Annotated in this window: 21 protein-coding genes; 17 read left to right on the top strand and 4 right to left on the bottom strand. The window is 70.2% G+C overall.

Annotated elements, in window-relative coordinates:
• Positions 1-27: 27 nt before the first annotated feature.
• From QFZ82_RS09710 to QFZ82_RS09700, 3 genes are all read left to right on the top strand, one after another.
• Positions 28-690 carry a TetR/AcrR family transcriptional regulator gene (locus QFZ82_RS09710; protein WP_307712773.1) on the top strand — a complete coding sequence of 221 codons (663 nt, stop codon included), beginning with the start codon at positions 28-30 and terminating at the stop codon, positions 688-690.
• Between the two features lie 296 nt (positions 691-986).
• Positions 987-1,466, top strand: a complete 480-nt coding sequence (locus QFZ82_RS09705; RefSeq protein WP_373429262.1) for an STAS domain-containing protein — start codon at positions 987-989, stop codon at positions 1,464-1,466.
• Positions 1,467-1,604: 138 nt separating this feature from the next.
• Complete coding sequence (locus QFZ82_RS09700) at positions 1,605-1,940, top strand: YnfA family protein (RefSeq protein WP_307712772.1); 336 nt, start codon at positions 1,605-1,607, stop codon at positions 1,938-1,940.
• Between the two features lie 112 nt (positions 1,941-2,052).
• Here the strand turns inward: QFZ82_RS09700 and QFZ82_RS09695 are convergent, their stop codons facing one another.
• Both QFZ82_RS09695 and QFZ82_RS09690 read right to left on the bottom strand, forming a co-directional pair.
• Positions 2,053-4,119: a SpoIIE family protein phosphatase gene (locus tag QFZ82_RS09695; RefSeq protein WP_307712771.1), complete on the bottom strand. Its 2,067-nt coding sequence runs from the start codon at positions 4,117-4,119 to the stop codon at positions 2,053-2,055.
• Positions 4,116-4,364, bottom strand: a complete 249-nt coding sequence (locus QFZ82_RS09690; protein WP_307712770.1) for a hypothetical protein — start codon at positions 4,362-4,364, stop codon at positions 4,116-4,118. Before QFZ82_RS09690 ends, QFZ82_RS09695 begins: the two co-directional genes overlap by 4 nt.
• Positions 4,365-4,386: 22 nt before the next feature.
• On the opposite strand from QFZ82_RS09690, the gene QFZ82_RS09685 reads away from it, so the two are divergent.
• The 8 genes from QFZ82_RS09685 to QFZ82_RS09650 all read left to right on the top strand — a co-directional run bounded on the left by QFZ82_RS09685 (position 4,387) and on the right by QFZ82_RS09650 (position 15,070).
• Positions 4,387-6,849 carry a SpoIIE family protein phosphatase gene (locus tag QFZ82_RS09685; RefSeq protein WP_307712769.1) on the top strand — a complete coding sequence of 821 codons (2,463 nt, stop codon included), beginning with the start codon at positions 4,387-4,389 and terminating at the stop codon, positions 6,847-6,849.
• A 209-nt stretch (positions 6,850-7,058) separates the two neighbouring features.
• On the top strand, positions 7,059-8,507 hold the full coding sequence (locus QFZ82_RS09680) for an alkaline phosphatase PhoX (protein ID WP_307712768.1): 1,449 nt from the start codon (positions 7,059-7,061) through the stop codon (positions 8,505-8,507).
• A 124-nt stretch (positions 8,508-8,631) separates the two neighbouring features.
• Positions 8,632-9,210, top strand: a complete 579-nt coding sequence (locus tag QFZ82_RS09675) for a carbonic anhydrase (RefSeq protein WP_307712767.1) — start codon at positions 8,632-8,634, stop codon at positions 9,208-9,210.
• A gap of 8 nt (positions 9,211-9,218) precedes the next feature.
• Positions 9,219-10,691, top strand: a complete 1,473-nt coding sequence (locus QFZ82_RS09670; protein WP_307712766.1) for a SulP family inorganic anion transporter — start codon at positions 9,219-9,221, stop codon at positions 10,689-10,691.
• A 188-nt stretch (positions 10,692-10,879) separates the two neighbouring features.
• The gene (locus QFZ82_RS09665; protein ID WP_307712765.1) at positions 10,880-11,365 is read left to right on the top strand and encodes a hypothetical protein; all 486 of its coding nucleotides are present in this window, start codon (positions 10,880-10,882) and stop codon (positions 11,363-11,365) included.
• A complete protein-coding gene (locus QFZ82_RS09660; RefSeq protein WP_307712764.1) occupies positions 11,352-12,833 on the top strand; it encodes a HAMP domain-containing sensor histidine kinase in 1,482 nt (493 codons plus the stop codon). The genes QFZ82_RS09665 and QFZ82_RS09660 overlap by 14 nt, the downstream gene beginning before the upstream one ends.
• Positions 12,830-13,537, top strand: a complete 708-nt coding sequence (locus tag QFZ82_RS09655) for a response regulator transcription factor (protein WP_307712763.1) — start codon at positions 12,830-12,832, stop codon at positions 13,535-13,537. Before QFZ82_RS09660 ends, QFZ82_RS09655 begins: the two co-directional genes overlap by 4 nt.
• 174 nt (positions 13,538-13,711) lie before the next feature.
• Positions 13,712-15,070 carry an alkaline phosphatase PhoX gene (locus QFZ82_RS09650; protein ID WP_307712762.1) on the top strand — a complete coding sequence of 453 codons (1,359 nt, stop codon included), beginning with the start codon at positions 13,712-13,714 and terminating at the stop codon, positions 15,068-15,070.
• Between the two features lie 149 nt (positions 15,071-15,219).
• Here the strand turns inward: QFZ82_RS09650 and QFZ82_RS09645 are convergent, their stop codons facing one another.
• Entirely contained in the window at positions 15,220-16,131 is a 912-nt protein-coding gene (locus QFZ82_RS09645; RefSeq protein ID WP_373429261.1) for an alpha/beta fold hydrolase, read from the bottom strand.
• Between the two features lie 113 nt (positions 16,132-16,244).
• Between QFZ82_RS09645 and QFZ82_RS09640 the strand changes: the two genes are divergently transcribed.
• The 6 genes from QFZ82_RS09640 (at position 16,245) to QFZ82_RS09615 (ending at position 20,688) form a co-directional block, all read left to right on the top strand.
• Positions 16,245-16,883 carry a TetR/AcrR family transcriptional regulator gene (locus tag QFZ82_RS09640; protein WP_307712760.1) on the top strand — a complete coding sequence of 213 codons (639 nt, stop codon included), beginning with the start codon at positions 16,245-16,247 and terminating at the stop codon, positions 16,881-16,883.
• 128 nt (positions 16,884-17,011) lie between these two features.
• A complete protein-coding gene (locus QFZ82_RS09635) occupies positions 17,012-17,551 on the top strand; it encodes a GNAT family N-acetyltransferase (RefSeq protein ID WP_307712759.1) in 540 nt (179 codons plus the stop codon).
• A 175-nt stretch (positions 17,552-17,726) separates the two neighbouring features.
• On the top strand, positions 17,727-18,095 hold the full coding sequence (locus QFZ82_RS09630; RefSeq protein WP_307712758.1) for a hypothetical protein: 369 nt from the start codon (positions 17,727-17,729) through the stop codon (positions 18,093-18,095).
• Positions 18,096-18,223: 128 nt separating this feature from the next.
• A complete protein-coding gene (locus QFZ82_RS09625; RefSeq protein WP_307712757.1) occupies positions 18,224-18,565 on the top strand; it encodes a VOC family protein in 342 nt (113 codons plus the stop codon).
• Positions 18,566-18,801: 236 nt separating this feature from the next.
• Positions 18,802-19,107, top strand: a complete 306-nt coding sequence (locus tag QFZ82_RS09620; protein WP_307712756.1) for a cupin domain-containing protein — start codon at positions 18,802-18,804, stop codon at positions 19,105-19,107.
• 858 nt (positions 19,108-19,965) lie between these two features.
• On the top strand, positions 19,966-20,688 hold the full coding sequence (locus tag QFZ82_RS09615) for a hypothetical protein (RefSeq protein ID WP_307712755.1): 723 nt from the start codon (positions 19,966-19,968) through the stop codon (positions 20,686-20,688).
• 121 nt (positions 20,689-20,809) lie between these two features.
• Here the strand turns inward: QFZ82_RS09615 and QFZ82_RS09610 are convergent, their stop codons facing one another.
• Positions 20,810-21,751 carry a magnesium and cobalt transport protein CorA gene (locus QFZ82_RS09610; RefSeq protein ID WP_307712754.1) on the bottom strand — a complete coding sequence of 314 codons (942 nt, stop codon included), beginning with the start codon at positions 21,749-21,751 and terminating at the stop codon, positions 20,810-20,812.
• Between the last annotated feature and the right edge of the window lies 1 nt (position 21,752).

Raw genomic sequence — 21,752 nt, 5'->3', positions numbered from 1 at the left:
CTCGGTTTTCCGGGCTACCCTGGAGGTATGACCGGCCGCCTCCCGTCCCTGCCCCTCCTTCCGCCCGACGCCGACGGCGTGACCGGCGTGACGGAGCCCGCTCTCGGCCCGGCCGGCGGACCGCCGGCCCTGCGGGCGGACGCGGCCCGTAACCGCACGCGGCTCCTGGAGGCCGCCTCGGGACTGCTCGCCGAGTGCGGGGCCGCGAACCTGACCATGGAGGCGCTGGCCGCCGCGGCCGGAGTCGGCAAAGGCACCGTCTTCCGGCGGTTCGGCGACCGGGCCGGCCTGTTCCTGGCCCTGCTCGACCACCGCGAGCGGCAGCTTCAGGCCGCCTTCCTGTCCGGCCCGCCGCCGCTCGGTCCGGGCGCCCCGGCCGACGAGCGCCTGCACGCCTTCGGACCGGCCGTGCTGCGCCACGAACGCGACCACCACGAGGTGATCCTGGCCGCCCGGACGGACCCGGTCCGCCCGTACAGCGTGCCGGCGGTACGGCTGCGCCTGACCCACGTGATGATGCTGCTGCGCGCGACGGGCGCGGCCGGTGACGCCGAACTGATCGCGCACACACTGCTCGGCTACCTCGACACCGCCCTGGTCCACCACCTGGTCGCCGGACGAGGAATGTCGCTCGACCGCCTGGAGACGGGCTGGCACACGCTGGTCGACCGCCTGGCGCCGCCCCGCTGACACGGCGGAGGCCGTCGCGCCCGCCGATAGAATCGTCCCGGGTTCCGTACGCCGCAGGCGGTTCGGCGATCCCTTCGCCGTCCCGACCCCCGCCGGCCCGACCGGCCCCCGAAGACTTCCGGGCAACGACGCCCGACCCGCAGCCCGGGATCCCCACGCCGCAGGCCGGGGAGGCCGGGCTGTACTCCGACAGGGCCCCTGCCGAGGCCGGCCGTCGGGGTCGCGCCCGCACGGAGCCCGGTACGACGCGTGCGCATCCAGCCGGTGGATGCACATGCCTGAACAGAAACGGTTGGATGTCCTCACCGCTGTCCGCAGTCCCCACGACGCGCGCCCGATCCCCGAGGAACCAGGGAAGGCCCGACTGGCTCGCCTCACCGAAGGTCTTCCGTACCGAGGTGCTGGCGGGCCTGGTCGTCGCGCTCGCGCTGATCCCCGAGGCGATGGTGGTCTTCGCCAAGCGCGTCGCCCGCCTCGCCCACGTCTCGGCCGTGATCGACCCCGACGGCAAGCAGGTCGTCTACGCGGTCACCGGAGAGCTGTTCTTCGCCTCCTCCAACGACCTGGTCTCGCGGTTCGCCTACAAGGACGACCCGGACGACATCGTCATCGACCTCACCGGCGCGCACATCTGGGACGCCTCCTCGGTCGCGGCGCTGGACGCGATCGAGGCCAAGTACGGCCGGCTGGGCAAGAAGGTCACCGTCGTCGGCCTGAACGCGCCCAGCGCCGAGATGCGCGCCAGACTCGCCGGCCGGCTCGGCGCGGGCCACTGACGCGGGTCCGCTGCGTACGCCTGTCGGCCGGCCACGACCGCGAGGCGGTCCGGCCGGCCGACGTCATGCTGGAATGGCGCCCGGCCGCGTGATCCACCGCCCACCGGGCCCGCCCCACGACCGAAGGACGTACTCCCCGTGCTTGTCGCCCGCTCCGTCGCCCTGTTCGTCGTCGCCGCCCTCTTCGAGATCGGCGGCGCGTGGCTCGTGTGGCAGGGGGTGCGGGAACACCGCGGATGGATCTGGATCGGAGCGGGCGTGATCGCGCTCGGCCTGTACGGATTCGTCGCCACCCTCCAGCCGGACGTGAACTTCGGGCGCGTCCTCGCCGCGTACGGCGGCGTCTTCGTGGCCGGATCGATCGCCTGGGGCATGGCCGCCGACGGCTACCGCCCCGACCGTTTCGACGTCGCGGGCGCGCTGATCTGCCTCGCCGGCATGGCAGTGATCATGTACGCACCGCGAGGCGGTTGACGGCCCGCCGCCTCGGCGCCGCCGACGGGCTGCGCAGGATCGCCATCCCCACCGACCGCTGAGCGTGCGCGCCCGGCCCCGTGCCGGGCAGGACGGGCGCGCGCTCCGCGGCCTACAGAGCCCGGGCGACGAGGAGGGCGACGTCGTCGTGGTCGTCGGGGTGGCGCAGGCCGTACAGCAGGAGGTCGCAGATTTCCTCCAGGGGCCGCTGGGGTTCGTCGAGAAGGCCGAGGAGGACGTTCAGGCGGTCGTCGATGGAGTGGTGCCGGGTCTCGACGAGGCCGTCGGTGTAGAGGACCAGCAGGTCGCCGGGGCCGAAGTCGGCCGTGATGGTCTCGAAGGGGATGCCGCCGACGCCGAGCGGGACTCCGGTGGGCAGTTCGAGCAGCGCGGGGGCGTGACCGGGGCGGGCCAGCGCGGGCGGCATGTGCCCTGCGTTGGCGATGCGGCACTGCCTCGTGCGGGGGTCGTACACGGCGTAGAGGCAGGTCACGATGTAGTGCTCCAGGTCGCAGGTGATCTTGTCCAGGTGCTGGAGCACGGCGCCCGGTTCCAGGTCGAGGTCTGCGTAGGCGCAGGTGGCGGTGCGCAGCCGGCCCATGGTGGCGGCGGCGTCGATGCCGTTGCCCATGACGTCGCCGACGACCAGCGCGGTCTTGTCGTCGCTCAGGGGGATGACGTCGTACCAGTCGCCGCCGACTTCGCTGGTCGACTGGGCGGGCTGGTAACGGGAGGCGACTTCCAGTCCCGTGAGGTGGGGCGGGTGTTCGGGCAACATGCTGCGCTGGAGAGTGAGGGCCGTGTTGCGCACGCTCTGGAACCAGCGGGCGTTGTCGATGGCCACGGCGGCGCGGCCGGCCAGCTCACTGGCCAGTACGACGTCGTCCTCGTCGAACGGGAGCGGGTTGCGGGTGCGTTTGAGGTCGAGGGCGCCGAGCACCTCGCCGTGCGCGATCAACGGCACGGCGAGGTAGGAGTGGACGCCGGCGCGGGCCAGGAGCGCGGTGGCCTCGGCGTCACGGCCGATCCGCCGCAGATCGCGGTCGCCGACGTGGCGCACCAGCACCGGCCGCCCGGAGTGGACGCACAGGGTGACCAGGCGGTCGCCGTCGTAGGCGGCCAGGTCACCGAGAGGGTCGGCGGCGTCCAGAGCCACGGTGGGATGGGCCGCTTTGAGGGCGAGGGCGCGGAAGAGCTCCGGACCGTCGTCCGGCCTGCTCGTGCGGCGGCAGGCGAGGGCGGAGTCCAGAACGTCCACGGCGACCACGTCGGCGAGCTCGGGGGCGGCGATCTCCGCCAGTTCCTGGGCGGTCCGCTCCACCTCCAGAGTGGTGCCCACGCGGGTGGAGGCGTCGGCGATGAGGGCCAGGCGTCGCCGCGCCCGGTCGGCCTCGGCGGCTGCGCGGTGCCGCTCGGTGACGTCGACGACCGAGGTGGCGGCACCCAGGACCCGCCCGCCGGGGTCCTCCAGCCGGTAGAAGGAAAGGGACCAGGCGTGCTCGTTGGCGGGGTCGGCCGGAGGGCGGCCCACGTGGTACTGGTCGAGCAGCGGGGTGCCGGTGGTGAGCACCTGACGCAGTGCGGACTCGATGGTGTCGATGTCGGGCAGGGGCAGGGCCTCCCTCAGGTGACGGCCGATGTGGTCTGCGGCTGGTATGCCGTCGATTCGCTCCAGTGCCGGGTTGACCAGGAGATACCGCAGGTCGGGGTCCATGAGGGCGAGCCCGATCGGGGACTGGTTGATCAGCCGCTCGCACAGGGCCAGGTCGGTCTCGACGCGCTGGAGCAGGGCGTGATCGGCTGCGATGCCCAGGGCGTAGACATCTCCGATCTCGTCCAGCAGCCGCATGTTGCGGAACTCGACCAGGCTACTGCTGCCGTCCTTGTGCCGGACGGGAAAGGCGCCGGCCCAGCTCCGGCCGGTCTCGAGCACCTCCCCGAACAGACTGGCCACAGCCTGCAGGTGCTCGGGGTGGATGAACAGGCGCGCTGCGTACTTGCCAAGGGCTTCTTCCGCGGTGTAGCCGAAGAGCTCCCCGGCCTGGGGGGTCCAGAACACGATGCGCCCTTCGGCGTCGACGACCACCGCGGCAACGCTGAGCACATCCAGAAGGCCGGTCGGCCGGGGCGGCTCGGGGCTGTACTCGTCACCGTGGGACCGGAAGGATTCGGCTGTCATCCCAGATCCTCCTCCACCGGCCCGCAGAACGTGCCGACCTCGGGGCCGTCGGCGCACACGTGGGTTCTGACTACCGGCACTTCCATGCTGCCCCCGGCTGCCTCGCGCAGCCCGTTGGCCTGTCCGGCGCAGGCAAGGGGGCGGCGCTGCTCGGCGGCTCCCCTGCTGCCCGACCGGAAGCCCGCCGAGGCGGCCCGGCCACCACCCGCCGGGACCGTGCACATCGGGCGGACAAGCAGGAACATGGTCGTGTAGAGGATGGGACCAATGGATTCTGCGCGAAAAGGTTCCGATGTGCCTATGGCCGCAGGACCGCGCGATCTCTTCGACGCGTCCACGGATGCGGCTGCGGTGGTGTCCGCAGACGGCGTCGTGGTCGGCTGGACCCGGGGTGCCGAAGAACTCCTCGGCTACCCGGCTCGGGAGGTTGTCGGCGGGTCCGTCGCGCGTCTGCTGGCGATGCCCGGGGATCCGGTACGAGTGGCCGGGATCGCGGAGCGATGCCGAGCCGGAATGGGGTGGAGCGGTCTCGTCCCCGTACGGCACCGCGACGGCGGCAGCATCGACGTCGACCTGCGGGTCTCCGCGTCCTTCCGCATGGGCGGAGACGAGTGTTTCCTGATCTCGGCACGGGAGCAGAGGCAGCAATGGAGGGTGGGCCAGTCCGTCCTCGACGGATTCCTGACCCGCTCGCCGGTCGGCATGGCGGTGATGGATCTGCAGCTGCGCTACGTGTGGCTGAACGACACCCTGGAGCGCTTCGGCGGGGTGCCTCGTGAGCAGCGGCTGGGGCGACGTCTGAGCGAGCTGTTGCTCGGGCTGCAGACGGACACCATCGAGGGACTGATGCGCAAGGTGCTGGCGACCGGAGTCCCGGTGACCGACTACGAATACGTGGGATGGAGTTGGGCCGATCCCCACCGCCAACACGCCTACTCCACGTCCTTCTTCCCCCTGGTGGACGCCGACAACTCCGTCACCGGCGTCTGTTACATGGTTCTGGACGTCACCGAGCGGTGGAACGCCCGCCAGCTCCTGTCGCTGGTCAACGAAGCCGGGACCAGGATCGGCAGGACCCTCGACGTGATGCGGACGGCTCAGGAGCTCGCCGACTTCGCCGTTCCCCGCTTCGCGGACTTCGTCGTGGTCGATCTCCTCGAGCCCGTCCTCAGCACCGAGGGGCACGGAGCGTGGCTGACCGATGCGGGCCCGGCCCCCGCCAAGCCGGTGATGCGCCGCGCCGGCATGAGCTCCGTGCGAGAGGGCTGCCCGGAGGCCGTGGCCCGGATCGGGGACAAGGTGGACTTCCTCCCCCCACCGCACGACGTGAGTCTGCTCATCAACGGCGAGCCGATCCTCATCCCGGTCCTCGACCCCTCCGACGACCTGTGGGTCTCCGAACAGCCGGCCCGAGCGGCAAGCATCGGTGAGTTCGGACTGCACTCCCTCATCTCCGTGCCGATGCGCGCGCGGAACACAGCTCTCGGCCTCACCACGTTCGTACGGTCGCTCAACCACGTCCCGTTTCAGGCCGACGACGTCCTGCTGGCCCGAGAGCTGGTGGCACGAGCAGCGCTGTGCGTCGACAACGCTCGCCGCTACACCCGGGAACACGCGGCGGCGGTCACCCTTCAGCGCAGTCTGCTGCCCCACGCCCTGACGGGCGGAACCGCGCTGGAGGTGGCCTCCTCCTACCTTCCGGCGGACGCACCGGGCGGGGTCGGCGGCGACTGGTTCGACGTGATCCCCCTGTCCGGCGCCCGCGTCGGCCTCGTCGTCGGCGATGTGGTGGGCCACGGCATCACTGCGGCGGCGGCGATGGGCCGACTGCGCACAGCGGTCCAGACCCTCGCCGACATGGAGATGCCTCCCGACGAATTGCTGGCTCACCTCGACGACCTCGTGCTTCGGCTGGGCGAGGAGGAGACCGGTGGCGCCCCGGCCGACAAGCACATGACCACCTTCCTCGGAGCAACCTGTCTGTACGCCGTCTACGATCCGGTCACGAGGCGCTGCACCATGGCCAGGGCAGGCCATCCGCCACCTGTCGTTGTCGCACCCGACGGGCACGTCTACTTCCCGGAACCTCCCGCCGGCCCTCCGCTCGGGTTGGGAGGTATGGCGTTCGAGGCCGCCGAGATCGAGCTCGCCGAGAACAGTCTGTTCGGCCTCTACACCAACGGCCTCATCGAGGGAGCCGACCGCGACATGGAACTGGGCATGTCCCGACTCGGCGACGTGCTGGGCCGGCCGGACCCCGACCTCGGAGCACTGTGCACGTCCGCGGTGCAGCAACTCGTGCCCGTGCCTCAGCCCGACGACATCGCCCTTCTCCTGGCGCGCACCCACGCCCTGGGTGCCGGCCAGGTGGTCTCATGGGACGTGCCCGCGGATCCGTCCGCCGTCGCCGACGTCCGAGCCGGGGTGACTCGCCAGGTGCGAGCCTGGGGTTTCGAGGAACTGGCCATGACGACGGAGCTCGTCGTGAGCGAGCTGGTCACCAATGCGATTCGCTACGCCGCACCGCCCATACGGCTGCGACTGCTCCGCGACTCCCGCTTGACCTGCGAGGTCGCCGACGCCAGCAGTACCGCCCCGCGGCTGAGGCATGCCCGGAGCACGGACGAAGGCGGTCGCGGCCTCTTCCTGGTGGCCCAACTCGCGCATCGGTGGGGTGCTCGGTACACGGCCGACGGAAAGATCATCTGGGCCGAACAGGAGATCCCGTGAGCGGCGGGACTACGCGTCGACCGGGGCGTGGTGTCCGGGCCTGAGCGGAACCTTGTCGAGATGAGAAACATGAGAACAGCACATTCATGACTTCTCCTTGACTTCCGCTGAGGTTCTTCCCGGCTGGCCAGCATGGCGGAGCGCCGACCTCCCCTCGGTCGGCGAGCACAGCTCACCGCTTCGCACACTCCGCCCATCCAGGAGACGAGATGCCGCTGAACCGCAGGGAATTGCTGAGCCGATCGGCGCTGGCCGGCGCCGGGGTCATGCTCGTCGGCAGTGTGGAGGCACTGCTGACGGCGCCCGGTGCCGTCGCCGACACGGCCGCGACGGGCGGGGCCGTCGGCTACGGCCCGCTGGTCCCGGATCCCAAGGGCATCCTCGCCCTGCCCGAGGGCTTCTCCTACCGGATCCTGACCCGCACCGGCGTCACCACCCTGGAGTCCGGCCAGACCACGCCGAGCAACCACGACGGCACGGGCGCCTTCGCGACCGGTGGCGACGACGATGACGACGACGCCGTAACCCTGCTGGTGAACAACCACGAGATCGACGACCCGCTCGGTGTAGCCGAGCACCCCGTGCCGCACCTGGACGGCCTCGTCTACGACCCGGCGGCGGCCGGCGGCTGCACCGTCGTCGAGGTGGCCGACGACTCCGTGCGCGAATGGGTCGGCATCGCCGGCACCTCCACCAACTGCGCCGGCGGCGTCACCCCGTGGGGCACCTGGCTCACCTGCGAGGAGACCGAGGACAAGGCCGGCGTCAACGGCATGACCAAGGACCACGGCTATGTCTTCGAAGTCGACCCCCAGCACGGCAGCTCGGCCAACCTCGCCCCCAAGCCGATCAAGGCCCTCGGCCGTTATGCGCACGAGGCGGTCGTGGTCGACTCCTACCGCGGCCACCTGTACCTCACCGAGGACGCCTCCAAGCCCAACGGCCTGCTCTACCGCTGGACCCCGCCGATCGGCTTCACCCACGGTCCCGGCAAGCTGCGGGCCCTGGCCGACAACGCGGGCGTGCTGGAGGCGTTCAAGTGCTTCGACGCCGCCGGCCAGTACGTCGACGACCTCTCCCGTGCGACGAAGGTCGGCGCCGTGTACCGCGTGGACTGGGTGAAGGTCCCGGACCGCGACGCCGTCACCACCTCCGTGCGCAAGCAGTTCCTGGCCGGTGAGATCACCCGCTCCCGCAAGCTCGAGGGCATGTGGTGGGGCGACGGCGGCGCGTACTTCGTCTCCAGCTACGCCCGCACCGAGAGCCCCGGCACCCCGCACGACGGCCAGGTGTGGTTCTACGACCCGCGCAGCAGCACCATCACCCTCAAGGTCCTGCTGGCGGTGAACACCGACGTGTCCCAGGACGGCGCCTACGACGGCCCGGACAACATCACCGTCTCCCCGTTCGGCGGCCTGGTGATCGCCGAGGACGGCGATGGCGTGTCGCACCTCTTCGGGGCCACCGCCGACGGCCGGACCTACCCGATCGCCCGCAACGAGCTGAACGTCGGCACCCCGGAGGCGCCGGAGTGCAGCGAGTTCGCCGGCGTCACCTTCTCCGCCGACGGCAGGACGCTGTTCGCCAACATCCAGGACCCGGGCATCCTCGTCGCCATCACTGGCCCCTGGACGGGCGACGACGGCGACGACGACTAAATCCCTGTCCCCCCGCTCCCCAAACCCCCACTGGTCCCACGCCGTTCGACGGCAGCGGTTCAACGGCGTGCCGCTGCCGCCCCTCTCTCCCCGCAGTGCCAACTCTCCTCACCAGGAAGCTGACATGCAGCCCTTCATCGATCACGCACGCACCTTCCCCGCCTCCCGCGGCACCGAGCTGGGCGGCCTCGCCGCCGGGCAGTCGCCGTCCGTCCTGTTCATCACCTGCTCGGACTCGCGGGTCGTCCCCTCCCTCATCACCGGTGCCGGTCCGGGCGAGCTCTTCGAACTGCGCACCGCCGGCAACATCGTCCCGTCGTACCACGCCGGCCCCACCTCCGAGGCCGCGACCGTCGAGTACGCGATCGAGGTGCTCGGAGTCTCCGACATCGTGGTCTGCGGACACTCCCACTGCGGCGCCGTCGGCGCGCTCGTCCGCGGTGACGACCTGTCCGGCGTGCCCGCCGTCCGTGACTGGCTCGGCCACGCCGCCGAGAAGCCGGCCGGCGCGCAGGACGACCCGCAGGTCGCCGAGGCCGTCCAGCACCACGTCCTGACGCAGGTGATGCGGCTGAAGTCCTACCCGAGCGTGGAGGCCCGCCTCCAGGACGGGAAGCTGGGGCTGCACGCCTGGTTCTACGAGGTGCACACCGGCACTGTGCTGGCGCACCGGTCCGAGTCCGACTCCTTCGAGACGCTGTGAGTGATCCGATGAACACCACTTTCCCGAAGACCCCGAAGACTCTGAAACAGGACTTCGCCGCCTCCGTCGTCGTCTTCCTCGTCGCCCTGCCGCTGTGCGTGGGCGTGGCCGTCGCCTCGGGCGTGCCGGCCGAACTCGGCATCGTCACCGGCATCGTCGGCGGCCTCGTCACGGGCTTCCTGCCGGGCAGCCGGCTCCAGGTGTCGGGCCCGGCCGCCGGTCTGACCGTGCTCTGCTTCGAAGCGGTCCGCGAGCACGGGCTGCCGGCGCTCGGCGTGATCGTCCTCGCGACCGGTCTGCTCCAGCTGTGCATGGGCGCGCTGCGCTGGGGACGCTGGTTCCGGGCCATCTCGGTCGCCGTGGTCGAGGGCATGCTCTGCGGCATCGGGCTCGTCCTGATAGCCGGCCAGCTGTACGCCATGACCGACGCCAAGGCGCCGTCCTCCGGCATCGACAAGATCCTCGGGCTGCCCGGGATGCTGGCCCATGTGCCCAGCTCGGCCACGGCCGTGGCGTCCCTGCTGCTCGGCGCGGGCACGATCGCCGTCCTGGTGCTGTGGCCGAAGCTGCCGCAGAAGGTCCGGATCGTGCCCGGCCCGCTCGCCGCCGTCGCACTCGCGACCATCGCCTCGCTCGCCTTCGCGCTGCCTGTCCACAACGTGACGGTGAAGGGGCTGTTCGCGGCGATCCAGCCGCCCACGCTCACCGGGTTCGGAGAGCTCGCGGACGTCGGGATGGTCACCACTGTGCTGGCGTTCACGCTGATCGCCTCGGCGGAGAGCCTGTTCAGCGCGGCGGCGGTCGACCGGCTGCACGACGGTACCCGGACCGACTACGACAAGGAGCTGATGGCCCAGGGCGCGGGCAACACCGTGTGCGGTCTGCTCGGCGCGCTGCCGATGACCGCGGTGATCGTGCGCAGCGCGGCCAACGTCCAGGCCGGCGCCAAGACCAAGGCGTCCCGGGTCATGCACGGCGCCTGGCTGCTGCTGTTCGCGGCGCTGCTCCCGGCCGCGCTGGGCGTCATCCCGATCCCGGCGCTCGCGGGCGTCCTGGTCTTCTCCGGCTTCAAGCTGATCCCCCTGAAGGGGCTCGCCTCGCTCTGGCGCGGCCACCGAGGCGAGGCCGTGATCCTCGTCGTCACCGCGGTGTCCATCGTCGCGATCAGCATGTTCGAGGGCGTACTGATCGGTCTCGCCCTCGCGGTGGTCAAGACGGCCTGGGAGGCGTCCCACGTCAAGCTGGAGATCGTCGACAAGGGCGCGGGTCCCGTGCAGGCGCACCTGAGCGGCAACGCGACCTTCCTCAGGCTCCCGAAGATCCTCGACGCCCTGGAGGCGATCCCGCAGGACCGCCCCGTCGACCTGCATCTGTCCCGGGTGCACCACCTCGACCACGCCTGCCGTACGGCCCTGGAGAACTGGGCGGAGCGGCACGGAGCGGCCGACACCGCATCGGCCAAGGTCATCATGGCCGCCTGAGCGGGACGCGGGGGCGGCGCCGAACGGGATGCCGCCCCCGCGCACACGGTCGGCGCATGGCTCATACACAAAGTTCAGGAGCAGGTCATGCGCCGAGCAGGCCGCCGCCGGGCTCCGCTGGTAGCTGTTCAGGACGGGTCCGAAGTCGGAAGGCCCTTGCGTAAGGACACTGAGGAGGTTGTATCCGCGTGACCCGCAGCCAGCGTCTCGCCGCTCTCGCGGCCGGCGCGATTCTGCTCGTCGGGATCCCCGTCTCCGGAGCCCATCAGGTGCCGCCTCCGGATCTCGGCGAGCCCGTCGTCGTCGGCCGCATGGGACCCCACCACACGAGCGGCTCCGTACCGTCTCCGGACGGCCGGGCGACGGAGCGGGCCCCGACCCGTTCACCGTCCCCCGGCGCGACGACAGGGATCGCGGACGCGCACGAGGACGAGTACGGCGGCGAGGATGCCGTCGCTTCCGCGCCCAACGGTGCGGAACAGGCGGACGCCACGGACCCCGACCGGACGGACACGGCGCAGCCCGTGTCACCGAAGCCCCCCGTGCCCGCCGGGGATGCCTCCGACGACGATCGGACGCCCACCTACAGCCCCGCGGAACCGGCCACCCCTGGGACGCCGAGCACACCGGCGGGCGACGACGGAGACGACGATGACACCGGTGAGGACGGCTGAGCCCGCACCGCCGAAGCAGGCCGTCGGAACGCCCGGGCGCCACCCCCTCCGGTCGATCCACGCGCGCCTGCTCGGGCGGATGGTGCTGCTCGTCGGACTGACCCTGGCGAGCCTCACCGGTGCGGAATCCTTCATCCTCACGGCCCGCCTGAACGAACGAGTCGACCGCGAACTCGCCCACGACATCGAGGCGTTCCGCGCCTTCGCGACCGGGCCCGCGGGCGGTACGGGGCCGGCCCCCGGCACAGTCCGCGCACTCTTCGTCTCCTACTTGGAGGGTTACATACCGGAGCATGGCCAGACCCTGATCACCCTGGTCGCCGGAGATCCGTACCGCCGCTCCGCCGAGGAGCCGCCGGCCCGCCTGGACACCGACCACGCGCTGATGGGCCGGGCCGCCGCCGTCCGCTCACCCTCCTACGGCGATGCCAACAGCCCTGCGGGCCCCGTGCGGTTCGTGGCCGTGCCCGTCGTGGTGGCGGGCGATCCGGCGCGGGGCGTGCTCGTCATCGCCACCTTCACCCAGCAGGAACGCGACCACATCAACGACTCGATCCGCATCCAGACCTATCTCGGCCTCGGCGCCATGCTGCTCTCCGCGTGCGTCGGCTGGATCTTCGCCAGCCGTATCGTCGCTCCGCTGCGGGTCCTGGGGGACACCGCCCGCTCGATCCACGAGTCGGACATCACCCGCCGCATCCCCGTCCAGGACCGAGACGAGATCGGTCAACTGGCAGGAACCTTCAACGACATGCTCGACCGCCTGGACGACGCCTTCACGACCAAGCGCCAGTTCATGAACGACGTGGGTCACGAGCTGCGCACCCCCATCACGATCGTGTTCAGCCAGCTGGAGACACTCCCTGACGACCCGGCGGACCGCGCCCAGACGGTGGCGGTCATCACCGACGAACTGCAGCGCATGCACCGCATGGCGGAGGAACTCCTCATGCTGGCCAAGGCCCGCCGCCCGGACGCCCTGCGCCCCGAGGACCTCAGCCTCTCCGAACTGATCGAGGAGGTGTACGTGAAGGCAGCCGCGCTGGCCGAACGCCGCTGGCTCCTGGACTTCGTGGAGGACCCGCACCGCGACACCCTCCACGCCGACCGCCAGCTCCTCACCCAGGCCATGATCCAACTGGCCCAGAACGCCGCTCAGCACACCGAGGAGCACGGCCGTATCTGGATCGGCGGCCGGGCCGGAGCCGACAGGCTCGAGCTGTGGGTCAAGGACACCGGTCCCGGCATTCGGCTCGCCGACCAGCAACGCATCTTCGAGAGGTTCACGAGGGCGGAGGAAAGCCGCGGCCGGACAGGGGCCGGGCTCGGACTCGCCATCGTCAAGGCCATAGCCGAAGCGCACCACGGCGAGGTCCAGGTGGACAGCAGTCCGGGACGAGGCGCGACCTTCACCCTGCGCATCCCGTATGTCACGCACGCCCTGAACGGCGGCCTTCGGAAACCATGAGCCAGAGCAGACAGCCCCGCCGCCATCTCCTCATCGCCGAGGACGAGGCCCACATAGCCTCCTACCTCTCGGAACGCTTCACCGCCCACGGCTTCCGCACCACTGTCGTCACCGACGGGGAGACGGCCCGGCGCGCGGCCATGTCGGGCAGATACGACCTGATGGTCCTGGACATCGGACTGCCCGGCGAGGACGGCTTCACCGTCGTCACCCGCCTCCGCGCGGCATCCAGCGCCCTCCCGGTCATCATCCTCACGGCCCGGGACACCGTCGCCGACACGGTGTACGGCCTCGAGGGCGGCGCCGACGACTACATGACCAAACCCTTCAGCTTCGAAGAACTCCTCGCCCGAGTCCGCCTGCGCCTGCGCCTGCGCGAGACCGACAGCTCCGTCCTGCGCCGCGCCGGAATCGCCCTGGAGACCCGCACCCGCCAGGCGTATGTCGACGGCCGGATCATCCAGCTCAGCGCCCGAGAGGCCGCCCTGCTGGAACACCTCATGCGCAACGCCGGGAGGGTGCTCGGCCGCGAAGACCTGCTCTCCGACGTCTGGGGGTACGAGGCGTCGGAGGGCTCCAACATCGTCGATGTGTACGTCCGTTACCTCCGCCGCAAGCTGGGCGCGTCCAGGATCACCACCGTGCGGGGGCAGGGCTATCGGCTGGAGAGTGACGAACTGGACCCCGTGCGCCGACCCCGGTGACCTCCCGCAGGCCGAGGGCATGGTCGTGGACCCGGTGAACGCACGGCCGGACGGTCCCCGAACGGTGGCTGAAAGAGGTTCTCCCAACGCTCACTTTCCGTTGGGAGAGGGAGCGAGCGACTGCTCCTAGGGTTGCTCGCGCCGCCCCTGGTCAGATGCATCGAGAGGACTCCCATGACAGGCAAGTCCGCCGGAAGACCGACCGGTTCCGGTCTTGAACGACGCACCCTCCTGCGCGGGGCTGCCGTGGCTGCGGCCGCGTCCGTTCCCTTCCAGGCCCTCACGGCGCGGACAGCAACAGCCGCGCCGGTCAAGCTGGAATTCGATGCCGGGTACGGCCCGCTGAGCCCGGTCAAGGACCAGGCGACCGGCCTGGAACTGCTGCAACTGCCGCGCGGGTTCGAGTACATCTCCTACGGCTGGACCAACGACCGCATGGACGACGGGGCGCCCACCCCGAGCGCGCACGACGGGATGGCCGCCTTCCGGTACGGGGACCGGGTCCACCTCGTCCGCAACCACGAGCGCGGCGCCGGACCCGCCTTCACCGCCCCCGCCTACAACCCCGAGGCCGGCGGCGGCACCACCACGCTGGTCTTCGACCCGGACGCCGGCCAGTGGCTGGAGTCCTACGGCAGCCTCGGCGGCACCATCCGCAACTGCGCCGGCGGTCCCACCCCGTGGAACACCTGGCTCACCTGCGAGGAGACCTTCTCCACGACCGCCGGCAAGCGGCACGGCTACATCTTCGAGGTGGCCTCGGAGGGCAAGGGCAACCCTGAGCCCTACAGGGCCATGGGCCGGTTCAACCACGAGGCCGTCGCCATCGACCCGGCGACCGGCTACGTCTACGAGACCGAGGACCGCGGCGACGCATCGCTCTACCGGTTCGTTCCGGCGGTCCCGGGCGACCTGTCCAAGGGTGGCCGGCTCGAGGCCCTGCGCATCGGCACCACCACGTACGACACCCGCGGCGACGGGGAGAAGGCGTACGGCACCGTCTCCTGGGTGCCCGTGGACGACGTCGACCCGGCGACGGACACGGTGCGGCTCCAGGCACAGGCGAACGGCGCCGCGGTGTTCAGCCGTCTCGAGGGCGCCTGGTACGGCAACGACCGCATCTACGTGATCACGACCGACGGTGGTCCCGCCCGGCAGGGCCAGGTCTTCGAACTCGACCCGGCGACCGACGAGTTCCGGGTGCTCTTCGCCTCCCCGGGCTCCGACGTCCTCAACGCGCCGGACAACATGTGCGTCAGCCCCCGCGGAGGCCTGGTGCTCTGCGAGGACGGCGGCGGCACCGAGTACGTCCACGGGCTCACCGTGGAGGGCGAGATCTTCCGCTTCGCCGCCAACAACGTGGACCTGCGAGGCGGGACCGCCGGCAAGAACGTCGCGGCGGCCGACCACCGGGGGTCCGAGTGGGCCGGTTCGGTCTTCGAGCCCAAGAACGGCAACTGGCTGTTCGTGAACATCCAGACCCCCGGCATCACGTTCGCGATCACCGGCTCCTGGTCCCAGGGCGCCCTCTGATCCGTCCGCCGGGCGCGCCGTCCGCTCGTCGTGGCGCGCAGGGCTGCCGGGCCGGAGTCAGAGACAGGTCCGGCAGCCCTCCGTGCCGCCACCCCTGCTCACGGCCCGCAGGTCCTGCGACGGCTGGACGAGTTCGGCTTCGGCATCGGTCAGCTGACGGAGTCCATGAAGCTCAGCATCCGGCGGTTGACCGCCTCGGCGTGGTCGATCTGCGGTCCGTGGCCGGTGTTCGAGACGATTTCGGCCCGGGCGCCGGGTATCAGGCGCGGGATGCGCTCCACTTGCCGCTGTGGGTGCACGAGGAGGCTGCGCTTGCCGAGTACCAGGTAGAGCGGGGTGCGGATGGTGGACAGTTCGTCGTCGGACAGGGGCAGTGGAGCCGGGCGGCGTATGCGGTAAGCGCGGACGCCCAGTCTGATCATCGTGCGCAGCTCCGGGACGATGAGGACCGGCTGCTCCAGCCAGGCCGCCAGTCGGGGGCGCAGCGCCTTCGGTGCGAAGGTCGCGAAGAGGCTGACGAAGATCCAGACGAAGAAGCGCAGCCCCACCTTCTCCAGCCCGCCGGGATCGAGCAGGGTGACCGAGGCGAGGCGGCCGGGCCTGCGGTGCGCTTGGTTGAGGGTGAGCCATCCTCCGTAGGAGGAACCGACGAGGTGCACACGGTCGAGTCCGAGGCCGGTGAGCGTCTCCTCCAGCCACTGTGCGGCGCGTTCGGGTTGGTGGATGGGTTCGCGCTGCACGCTGCGTCCCGGATCGCCTGGGGTGTCGATCGCGTAGACGGGGCGATCGGCGCTGAGAGCGGCGGTGTTGGGGTACCACATGGCGGAGCAGGAGCCCGCTCCGTGCACCAGGACGACGGGGGTGCGTGACCGGGCGGCCGGGTCCGCAGGGCCGTACTGGTAGACGTGCGTGGTGCCGAAGGAGGTCTCCACATCCGTTTCCGCGAGCGCGGGCGCCCCTCGTGCATAGACCGCGTCGCAGGCCGCGAAGTAGCGGTCGCGCAAGGCCTCGCTCGTGTAGCGGCCGACATCGGGCTGGGTACGGGTCGTGGACACGGCCACCTCCGGGATAGCGATTCTTCGTGATACGAACGTACCACGTTGGTGGTACGGCTGTATCATCGTGACCGAGGAGAGCCCCAAGCCAGGGCGACCGATGAGCGGGGAGGCAGCCGATGCCCAGGCGGGTGGACCACACAGAACGGCGTACCGAGATCGCCGAGGCCCTCGTCCGGGTCGCCGGGCGACGCGGCCTGCATGCCGTGGGGATGCGCGACGTCGCAGCGGAAGCGGGGGTGTCGCTGCGGCTGGTGCAGTACTACTTCGAGACCAAGGAAAAGCTGCTGCTCTACGGGCTGCAGCATCTGGCGGAGCGATTCGGGGAACGGGTCGCCGCCCGGTGCCGGGCCGCCGGGGAGAGGCCGGGACCGCGCGCGAAGATCGAGGCGCTGCTGATGGCGTCGTTGCCGACCGATGAGGAGAGCCGCGCCTTCCACCTCGTCTACACCTCGTACGCCATTCTCGCCGTGACCGAGAAGGCACTCGCCGCCCAGCCGTTCATTCAGAACCCCGACGCAGCCGAGGACGCCCTGACCGAACTCCTCCGGCAGGCACAGGGAGCGGATCTCATTCAGCCCGGTGTGGACGTCCGGTTGGAGGCAGTCGGCCTCCTCGCCATGTCTGCCGGACTCGGCACCAGCATCCTTGTCGGCCAGCGCAGCTCACCATCCGCCGTCTCAGTCCTGGATCACCACCTGAACCGGATCTTCCAGGGAGGTCGGCGCGGTTCCCCGACGCGGCGGACGCCGGAGTGACGTCATGCCCCGGATCTCTGTGAGCCCGGTGATCAGCACCTGACTCCCAAAGTCACTGGGCAGCACTGTCGTTGGGAGTGAAGGAAGCCAGTCGCCGTTGAACCCAAGTCGGGATCTACGATCTTCATATGAGTGACCAGAGCTCGGCAGCCGAGGAGTTGCGGACCGCTCGGCTGTCGCTGCGGCGCCCGACCGAAGCCGACATCGATGCGATCTTCGAGATCCATAATGACCCTGGGGCTTGCCTGCACAATCCCTCGGATGCTCTCGCCCGGTTCGAGGAGGCCGAGGAGCTCTATCAGCGCTGGAACGATCAGTGGCAGCGGTGCGGCTACGGGTACTGGGTCGTCCGACGCCACGGCTCCGATCAGCAGCTGGGCTTCTGCGGGATCAAGCCCATGGATCTGCACGGGAGGCAGGTCCTCAACCTCTTCTACCGCTTCGCCACCTCGGCATGGGGTCAGGGTTTCGCGGGCGAAGCCGCCGGCGAGGTCACCGCCTGGGTGTCCCGCCGCGGTCCCGAACTTCCGCTGATCGCACGGGTGCGGCCGGCCAACATCGCTTCCCAGCGCGTGGCGATCCGGGCCGGCCTGACCCGGGCGGCGCACCTCGACGCCATCGGATGCGACGGCCCCGACTGGATCTATGCGGCGAAACTCCCGAACTGAACAACGTGTCGCGCCTCTCGGCCCGCAGGTCGAGGGACGGCTCCTCGGGGCAGCTGTTCCTGCTTCGGCTCCGGGAGTACGCGGGTGAGCTGATGGGCCCGGAGCATCCGGCCGTCCGGGGTGAACTCTCCGATGAAGTGGACTTCCGTGGAGATGGTCCGAGGCGGTCGCTGCCATGGACGCGGCCGAACTCGACGAGTGTCCGGCGGCGGAGGCGCTGCTGCGGCTCCAAGACATCGGCTGGCAGCTCTTCCGGCGTCATCCGGTCCTGGCCCAGGCTGGTGCGCTGCCCATGTCCCGCGAGGACGACGAGGCGCGCCATGAGCCGGTCGGCGCCCGGCTCACCCGCCTCATCGAGCGAGGGCAGGAAGCCGGGGAGTTCGACCCCGCGCCGTCAGCGGCCTGGCTGGTGGCCGCCGTGACAGCGCTGGGCCACGCCGCCGGCCGCGAGGTTGCAGCAGGCCGGATGCCCGCCGACGAAGCCGCGGCCGCCCTGCGCAGCGCCACGCTCCGGGTTCTGGGTGCCTCTCCCGGCAACACGTGATCCGCGGGCGCTCACGCTCGTCGTCCAACTGGCGGTGCCGACCCCTCCGGGATTTCGATGCTCGTCCCAACTGCCGTACGCGGGGGCGGTGTTCACCGTGCGGATGTGAGGGTGTGAAGATGTCGACCATGGCTATCGAATCAGTGGTCGTGCGGCAGCGCGTCGACGACCTGGACGCAGCTGTGCCCTTCTACGAGAAGTTGACCGGAAGCACGGCCGCACGCTTCGCCTTTGCCGGGGTCACCCTGGCAAGCATCGGCCCCATCCTTCTCTTCAGCGGTACGGACGAAGCGGTGCAGCGGGTCGCGGGTGTGGCGGCGACTCTCACCGTCGCCGACCTGGAAGCCGCCGTTGACGAGGTGACAGCGGAGGGCGCCGAGATAGTGATGCCCATCCAGCCCACCCCGAACGGCCACCGCGCGGTGCTGCGGCACCCCTATGGCGGGGTCTTCGAGTACGTCGGCCCCTGAGCTCGTCGCTCACGTCGACGTCTCGGCCCGGTCGGCCCCAGGACGTGCAGCAGCGGCTCGAAACGCACTCACTGCCCGTCTCGGAACCTTCACCCGGTGGTCGGCTGAGCACGGTGACAGGCTTTACCGAACGGTCGATCACCTGATGCTCCAGTTCGGATAGCTTCCCAGCATCCATTGAACGTGATGTGCGGACTCTCCCGGAATGACGGGAGGGGCCCGCTGGGAGGCATGTCATGAGTGTGGTCAACCTGTGCCAGACCGCGGCCGCGCTGTCGGATGCCTGGAGCTCTCGCCCACTGGGCGAGGTGGGGACGGCCTGCGTCAAGGTGCTGCGCATGGACGAACTGCCAGTCGAGGAGGAGACACACAGCACCACCGAGGTGTTGCTCGTACTCGAAGGCAGGCTGGAACTGAGCGTGGAGGGTGCCGAGGTGACGGTGGGGCCGGGGGAGATGTACGTGGTGGCGGCAGGCGCCCGACATGCCGTTCGCACGGGGAGCCGGGGCACTCTGGTGATCGTGGAAGGCCCCGAGGGGTGAGAGCAGCTCGGTCGGCCCGGGCGATCTCCCCCACCAGGCCGTCCGGAGGTGGCGTGCCAGAGCGCGGCCCTTGTGGCGATCACCTGCTGCAGTGACAGACGGGCAGGAGCGAGCACGCGCCCGAAGGGGTGTTGGTCGTCCACCCTGAGGTACAGCTATGCTCCCCGTCATGTTCGCGGCCGGGCCGACCCTCAGCGCGCTGCGGTCCCGTTCAGGTGCAACGGGTCCGTCGCGGATGTGGGTGCTGGTCGCGCTACTCTTCGCACTGACGTACACACATGGTGTCAGCGCGGAGAGCGCCGCAGGCCATGCGCACCCCGCGGCGACAAGCTCGGTGACCCTGGGCACCCAGGATGCCAGTGCGGCCGAGCACAGCCACGACGGGCCCGGCGCGCACGCCGACCAGCGACACGCCGACCATCACGATGCCCCGGACACCAGCCACGAGGCTCACCAGTGCGTGTCCGGCCAGCCCGAGCAGGGTGCTGCGCTGTCTGCCCCGTGCGAGCCTCATGTGATTCGGCCTCCGCACGCGTACGTACCCCTCGACGGTCGACCTGCCGGTGCCCCTTGGGCGCCTCCCCCTTTGCCGGACTCCGCGGTTCTACGGATTTAACTCTTCGCGCCTTCGAACCCTCGACGGATCGTTGGCCGCACCCCGCGCTGCCTCCGCCCACGTGTCGGAAGCGGGCCCCTCTGCCGTCCCCATGTGACGGTACGGAGCCGTGGGTCGCGCTCGGCTTCTGCTGTTCCCGGGCAATCCCGCTTTCGGCCCCGAACGGCGCATCCATGTCTCGTCGAGAGCCCAAGGCGATCAGTTCCCATGCCATCGAACCACCCTTGAAAGGCCAGCAGCTCTTGTCCTCCTCATCCGGTCTCGCCACCACCCCGCCCCCCACCCCGTCACAGCCGGTCCCCAGCCACCGCCGCTCCGCCAGGAGGCGAGAAGGCGCCTCCCTCCCGTGGCGCTACCTGGGCTACGTCGGCTACTACGTGGGTGCCGGACTCATCAGCGGCGCGGTCGTGCACCACCCCATGGACCCGACCCGTTACTCGATGATCGCCGGATCCGGCGTACTGGTCTTCCTGGTCGCAACCGTCCTCAATGACATCATCCTCGCCACCGAGAAGCCCGCCCTGTCACGCATGATGCGAGTGCTCGGCACGTCGACCATGCTCTCGTTCGGCCTCGGCATGCTCAGCGGCGGCATGCAGCATTTCGCAGACCTCCCGGACCGCTGTGCCGTATTGATACCGCTGGGCATCGTCCTGTCCTTCGTCGCTTACTTCCTGAAGGAGGACAAGAGACCGTGGCGGCGCATCTTCGGTCTCATGGGTCTGGCCGTCCTTGTCGTCACAGCGCTCACCTTCGCGGGCCTGCGCCACATTGCCCCCACCATGGCCGAGGGAGCCGGAGGGGGACACAGCCACAGCGACGCCGAGACCGAGAAGGGCAGCGACGAAGGACATGAGGGCGACGACGGCAACGGCACCGCCGATCCGACCTCCGAGCCCACCACGCCCGCGAAGGACGCTCACCCCAGCGAGGGGCCCGGGCACGAAGACGGCCACGACCATTGAGCCCACGCGCCGTCGGTGAACCGCCCTCGTGCCCACCGGCTGCCCCTCCACGTCGCGGCCTCGAAGAAGTTGCTTCATAAGCGTCACTTCACCTACCGACGCGACGTTTCGGCCACGTTGCCTACAGCCAGTCCCGCCGCTTGAAGATGAAGTACAGACTCGTGCACACCAGTGCCATCAGGCCGATCGCGAACGGATAGCCGAACGTCCAGTTCAGCTCCGGCATCGCGTCGAAGTTCATGCCGTAGATGGTCCCGACCAGCGTGGGGGCGAACAGGATCGCAGCCCACGACGAGATCTTCTTGATCTCCTCGTTCTGCTCGAAGCCCGCCTCCGCCAGCGCCCGCATCTCCGCGTTCTGCTGCTGGGTCACCAGCGTCGCGTTCACCGTGAGGATGTCCGCGAGTGCCTGGCGGAAGCCGTCCACGCGTTCGCTGGTGTGGGTCACGTGGTCGGCCACGTCGCGCAGATAGCGCTGCAGTTCCTCGTGCGTGCCGTACTTCGCGAAGCCCGCCATCAACCCGTGCAGCATCGAGACGAGGGGCCGGGTGGCGCGCTGGAACTCGACCATCTCGCGGGACAGTTCGTAGATACGGCGCGAGACCGCCGGGTCGCCGCCGAATACCTCCGTCTCGATCTCGTCGATGTCGTTCTGCACTCCGGCCACGACCGGGGCGTAGCCGTCGACCACCGCGTCCAGGATCGCGTAGAGCACCGCCTCCGGGCCCAGCGCGAGCAGTTCGGGCGTCTGCTCCATGCGGTGGCGCACCGCGGACAGGTCGGGGGCCGCGCCGTGGCGGACCGTGATCAGGAAGTCCTTGCCGACGAAGACGTGAAGTTCGCCGAAGTCGACCTCCTCCTGGGCGTCGAGATAGCGGGCGGCCCGCAGGACGACGAACAGCGTGTCGCCGTAGCGTTCCAGTTTGGGCCGCTGATGGGCCTCCAGCGCGTCCTCGACCGCCAGTTCGTGCAGGTCGAACTCGGCGGCCAGGGAGTGCAGTTCAGCAGGATATCCGCACACGTGACCGGCCCCGGACCCGTCGAGGACAGAGGCTGTCCGCAAG

Source organism: Streptomyces sp. V4I23, assembly GCF_030817975.1.
Lineage (GTDB): Bacteria > Actinomycetota > Actinomycetes > Streptomycetales > Streptomycetaceae > Streptomyces.
Note: the sequence above shows the minus strand (reverse complement) of the source record. Positions and strands in the feature narration are given on the sequence as shown.

Coding starts and splice junctions, on each gene's coding strand:
- QFZ82_RS09710 (WP_307712773.1), top strand. CDS start 28: ATGACCGGCCGCCTCCCGTCCCTGCCCCTCCTTCCGCCCGACGCCGAC.
- QFZ82_RS09705 (WP_373429262.1), top strand. CDS start 987: ATGTCCTCACCGCTGTCCGCAGTCCCCACGACGCGCGCCCGATCCCCG.
- QFZ82_RS09695 (WP_307712771.1), bottom strand. CDS start 4,119: ATGACAGCCGAATCCTTCCGGTCCCACGGTGACGAGTACAGCCCCGAG.
- QFZ82_RS09690 (WP_307712770.1), bottom strand. CDS start 4,364: ATGTTCCTGCTTGTCCGCCCGATGTGCACGGTCCCGGCGGGTGGTGGC.
- QFZ82_RS09685 (WP_307712769.1), top strand. CDS start 4,387: ATGGATTCTGCGCGAAAAGGTTCCGATGTGCCTATGGCCGCAGGACCG.
- QFZ82_RS09680 (WP_307712768.1), top strand. CDS start 7,059: ATGCCGCTGAACCGCAGGGAATTGCTGAGCCGATCGGCGCTGGCCGGC.
- QFZ82_RS09675 (WP_307712767.1), top strand. CDS start 8,632: ATGCAGCCCTTCATCGATCACGCACGCACCTTCCCCGCCTCCCGCGGC.
- QFZ82_RS09670 (WP_307712766.1), top strand. CDS start 9,219: ATGAACACCACTTTCCCGAAGACCCCGAAGACTCTGAAACAGGACTTC.
- QFZ82_RS09655 (WP_307712763.1), top strand. CDS start 12,830: ATGAGCCAGAGCAGACAGCCCCGCCGCCATCTCCTCATCGCCGAGGAC.
- QFZ82_RS09650 (WP_307712762.1), top strand. CDS start 13,712: ATGACAGGCAAGTCCGCCGGAAGACCGACCGGTTCCGGTCTTGAACGA.
- QFZ82_RS09640 (WP_307712760.1), top strand. CDS start 16,245: ATGCCCAGGCGGGTGGACCACACAGAACGGCGTACCGAGATCGCCGAG.
- QFZ82_RS09635 (WP_307712759.1), top strand. CDS start 17,012: ATGAGTGACCAGAGCTCGGCAGCCGAGGAGTTGCGGACCGCTCGGCTG.
- QFZ82_RS09630 (WP_307712758.1), top strand. CDS start 17,727: ATGGACGCGGCCGAACTCGACGAGTGTCCGGCGGCGGAGGCGCTGCTG.
- QFZ82_RS09625 (WP_307712757.1), top strand. CDS start 18,224: ATGGCTATCGAATCAGTGGTCGTGCGGCAGCGCGTCGACGACCTGGAC.
- QFZ82_RS09620 (WP_307712756.1), top strand. CDS start 18,802: ATGAGTGTGGTCAACCTGTGCCAGACCGCGGCCGCGCTGTCGGATGCC.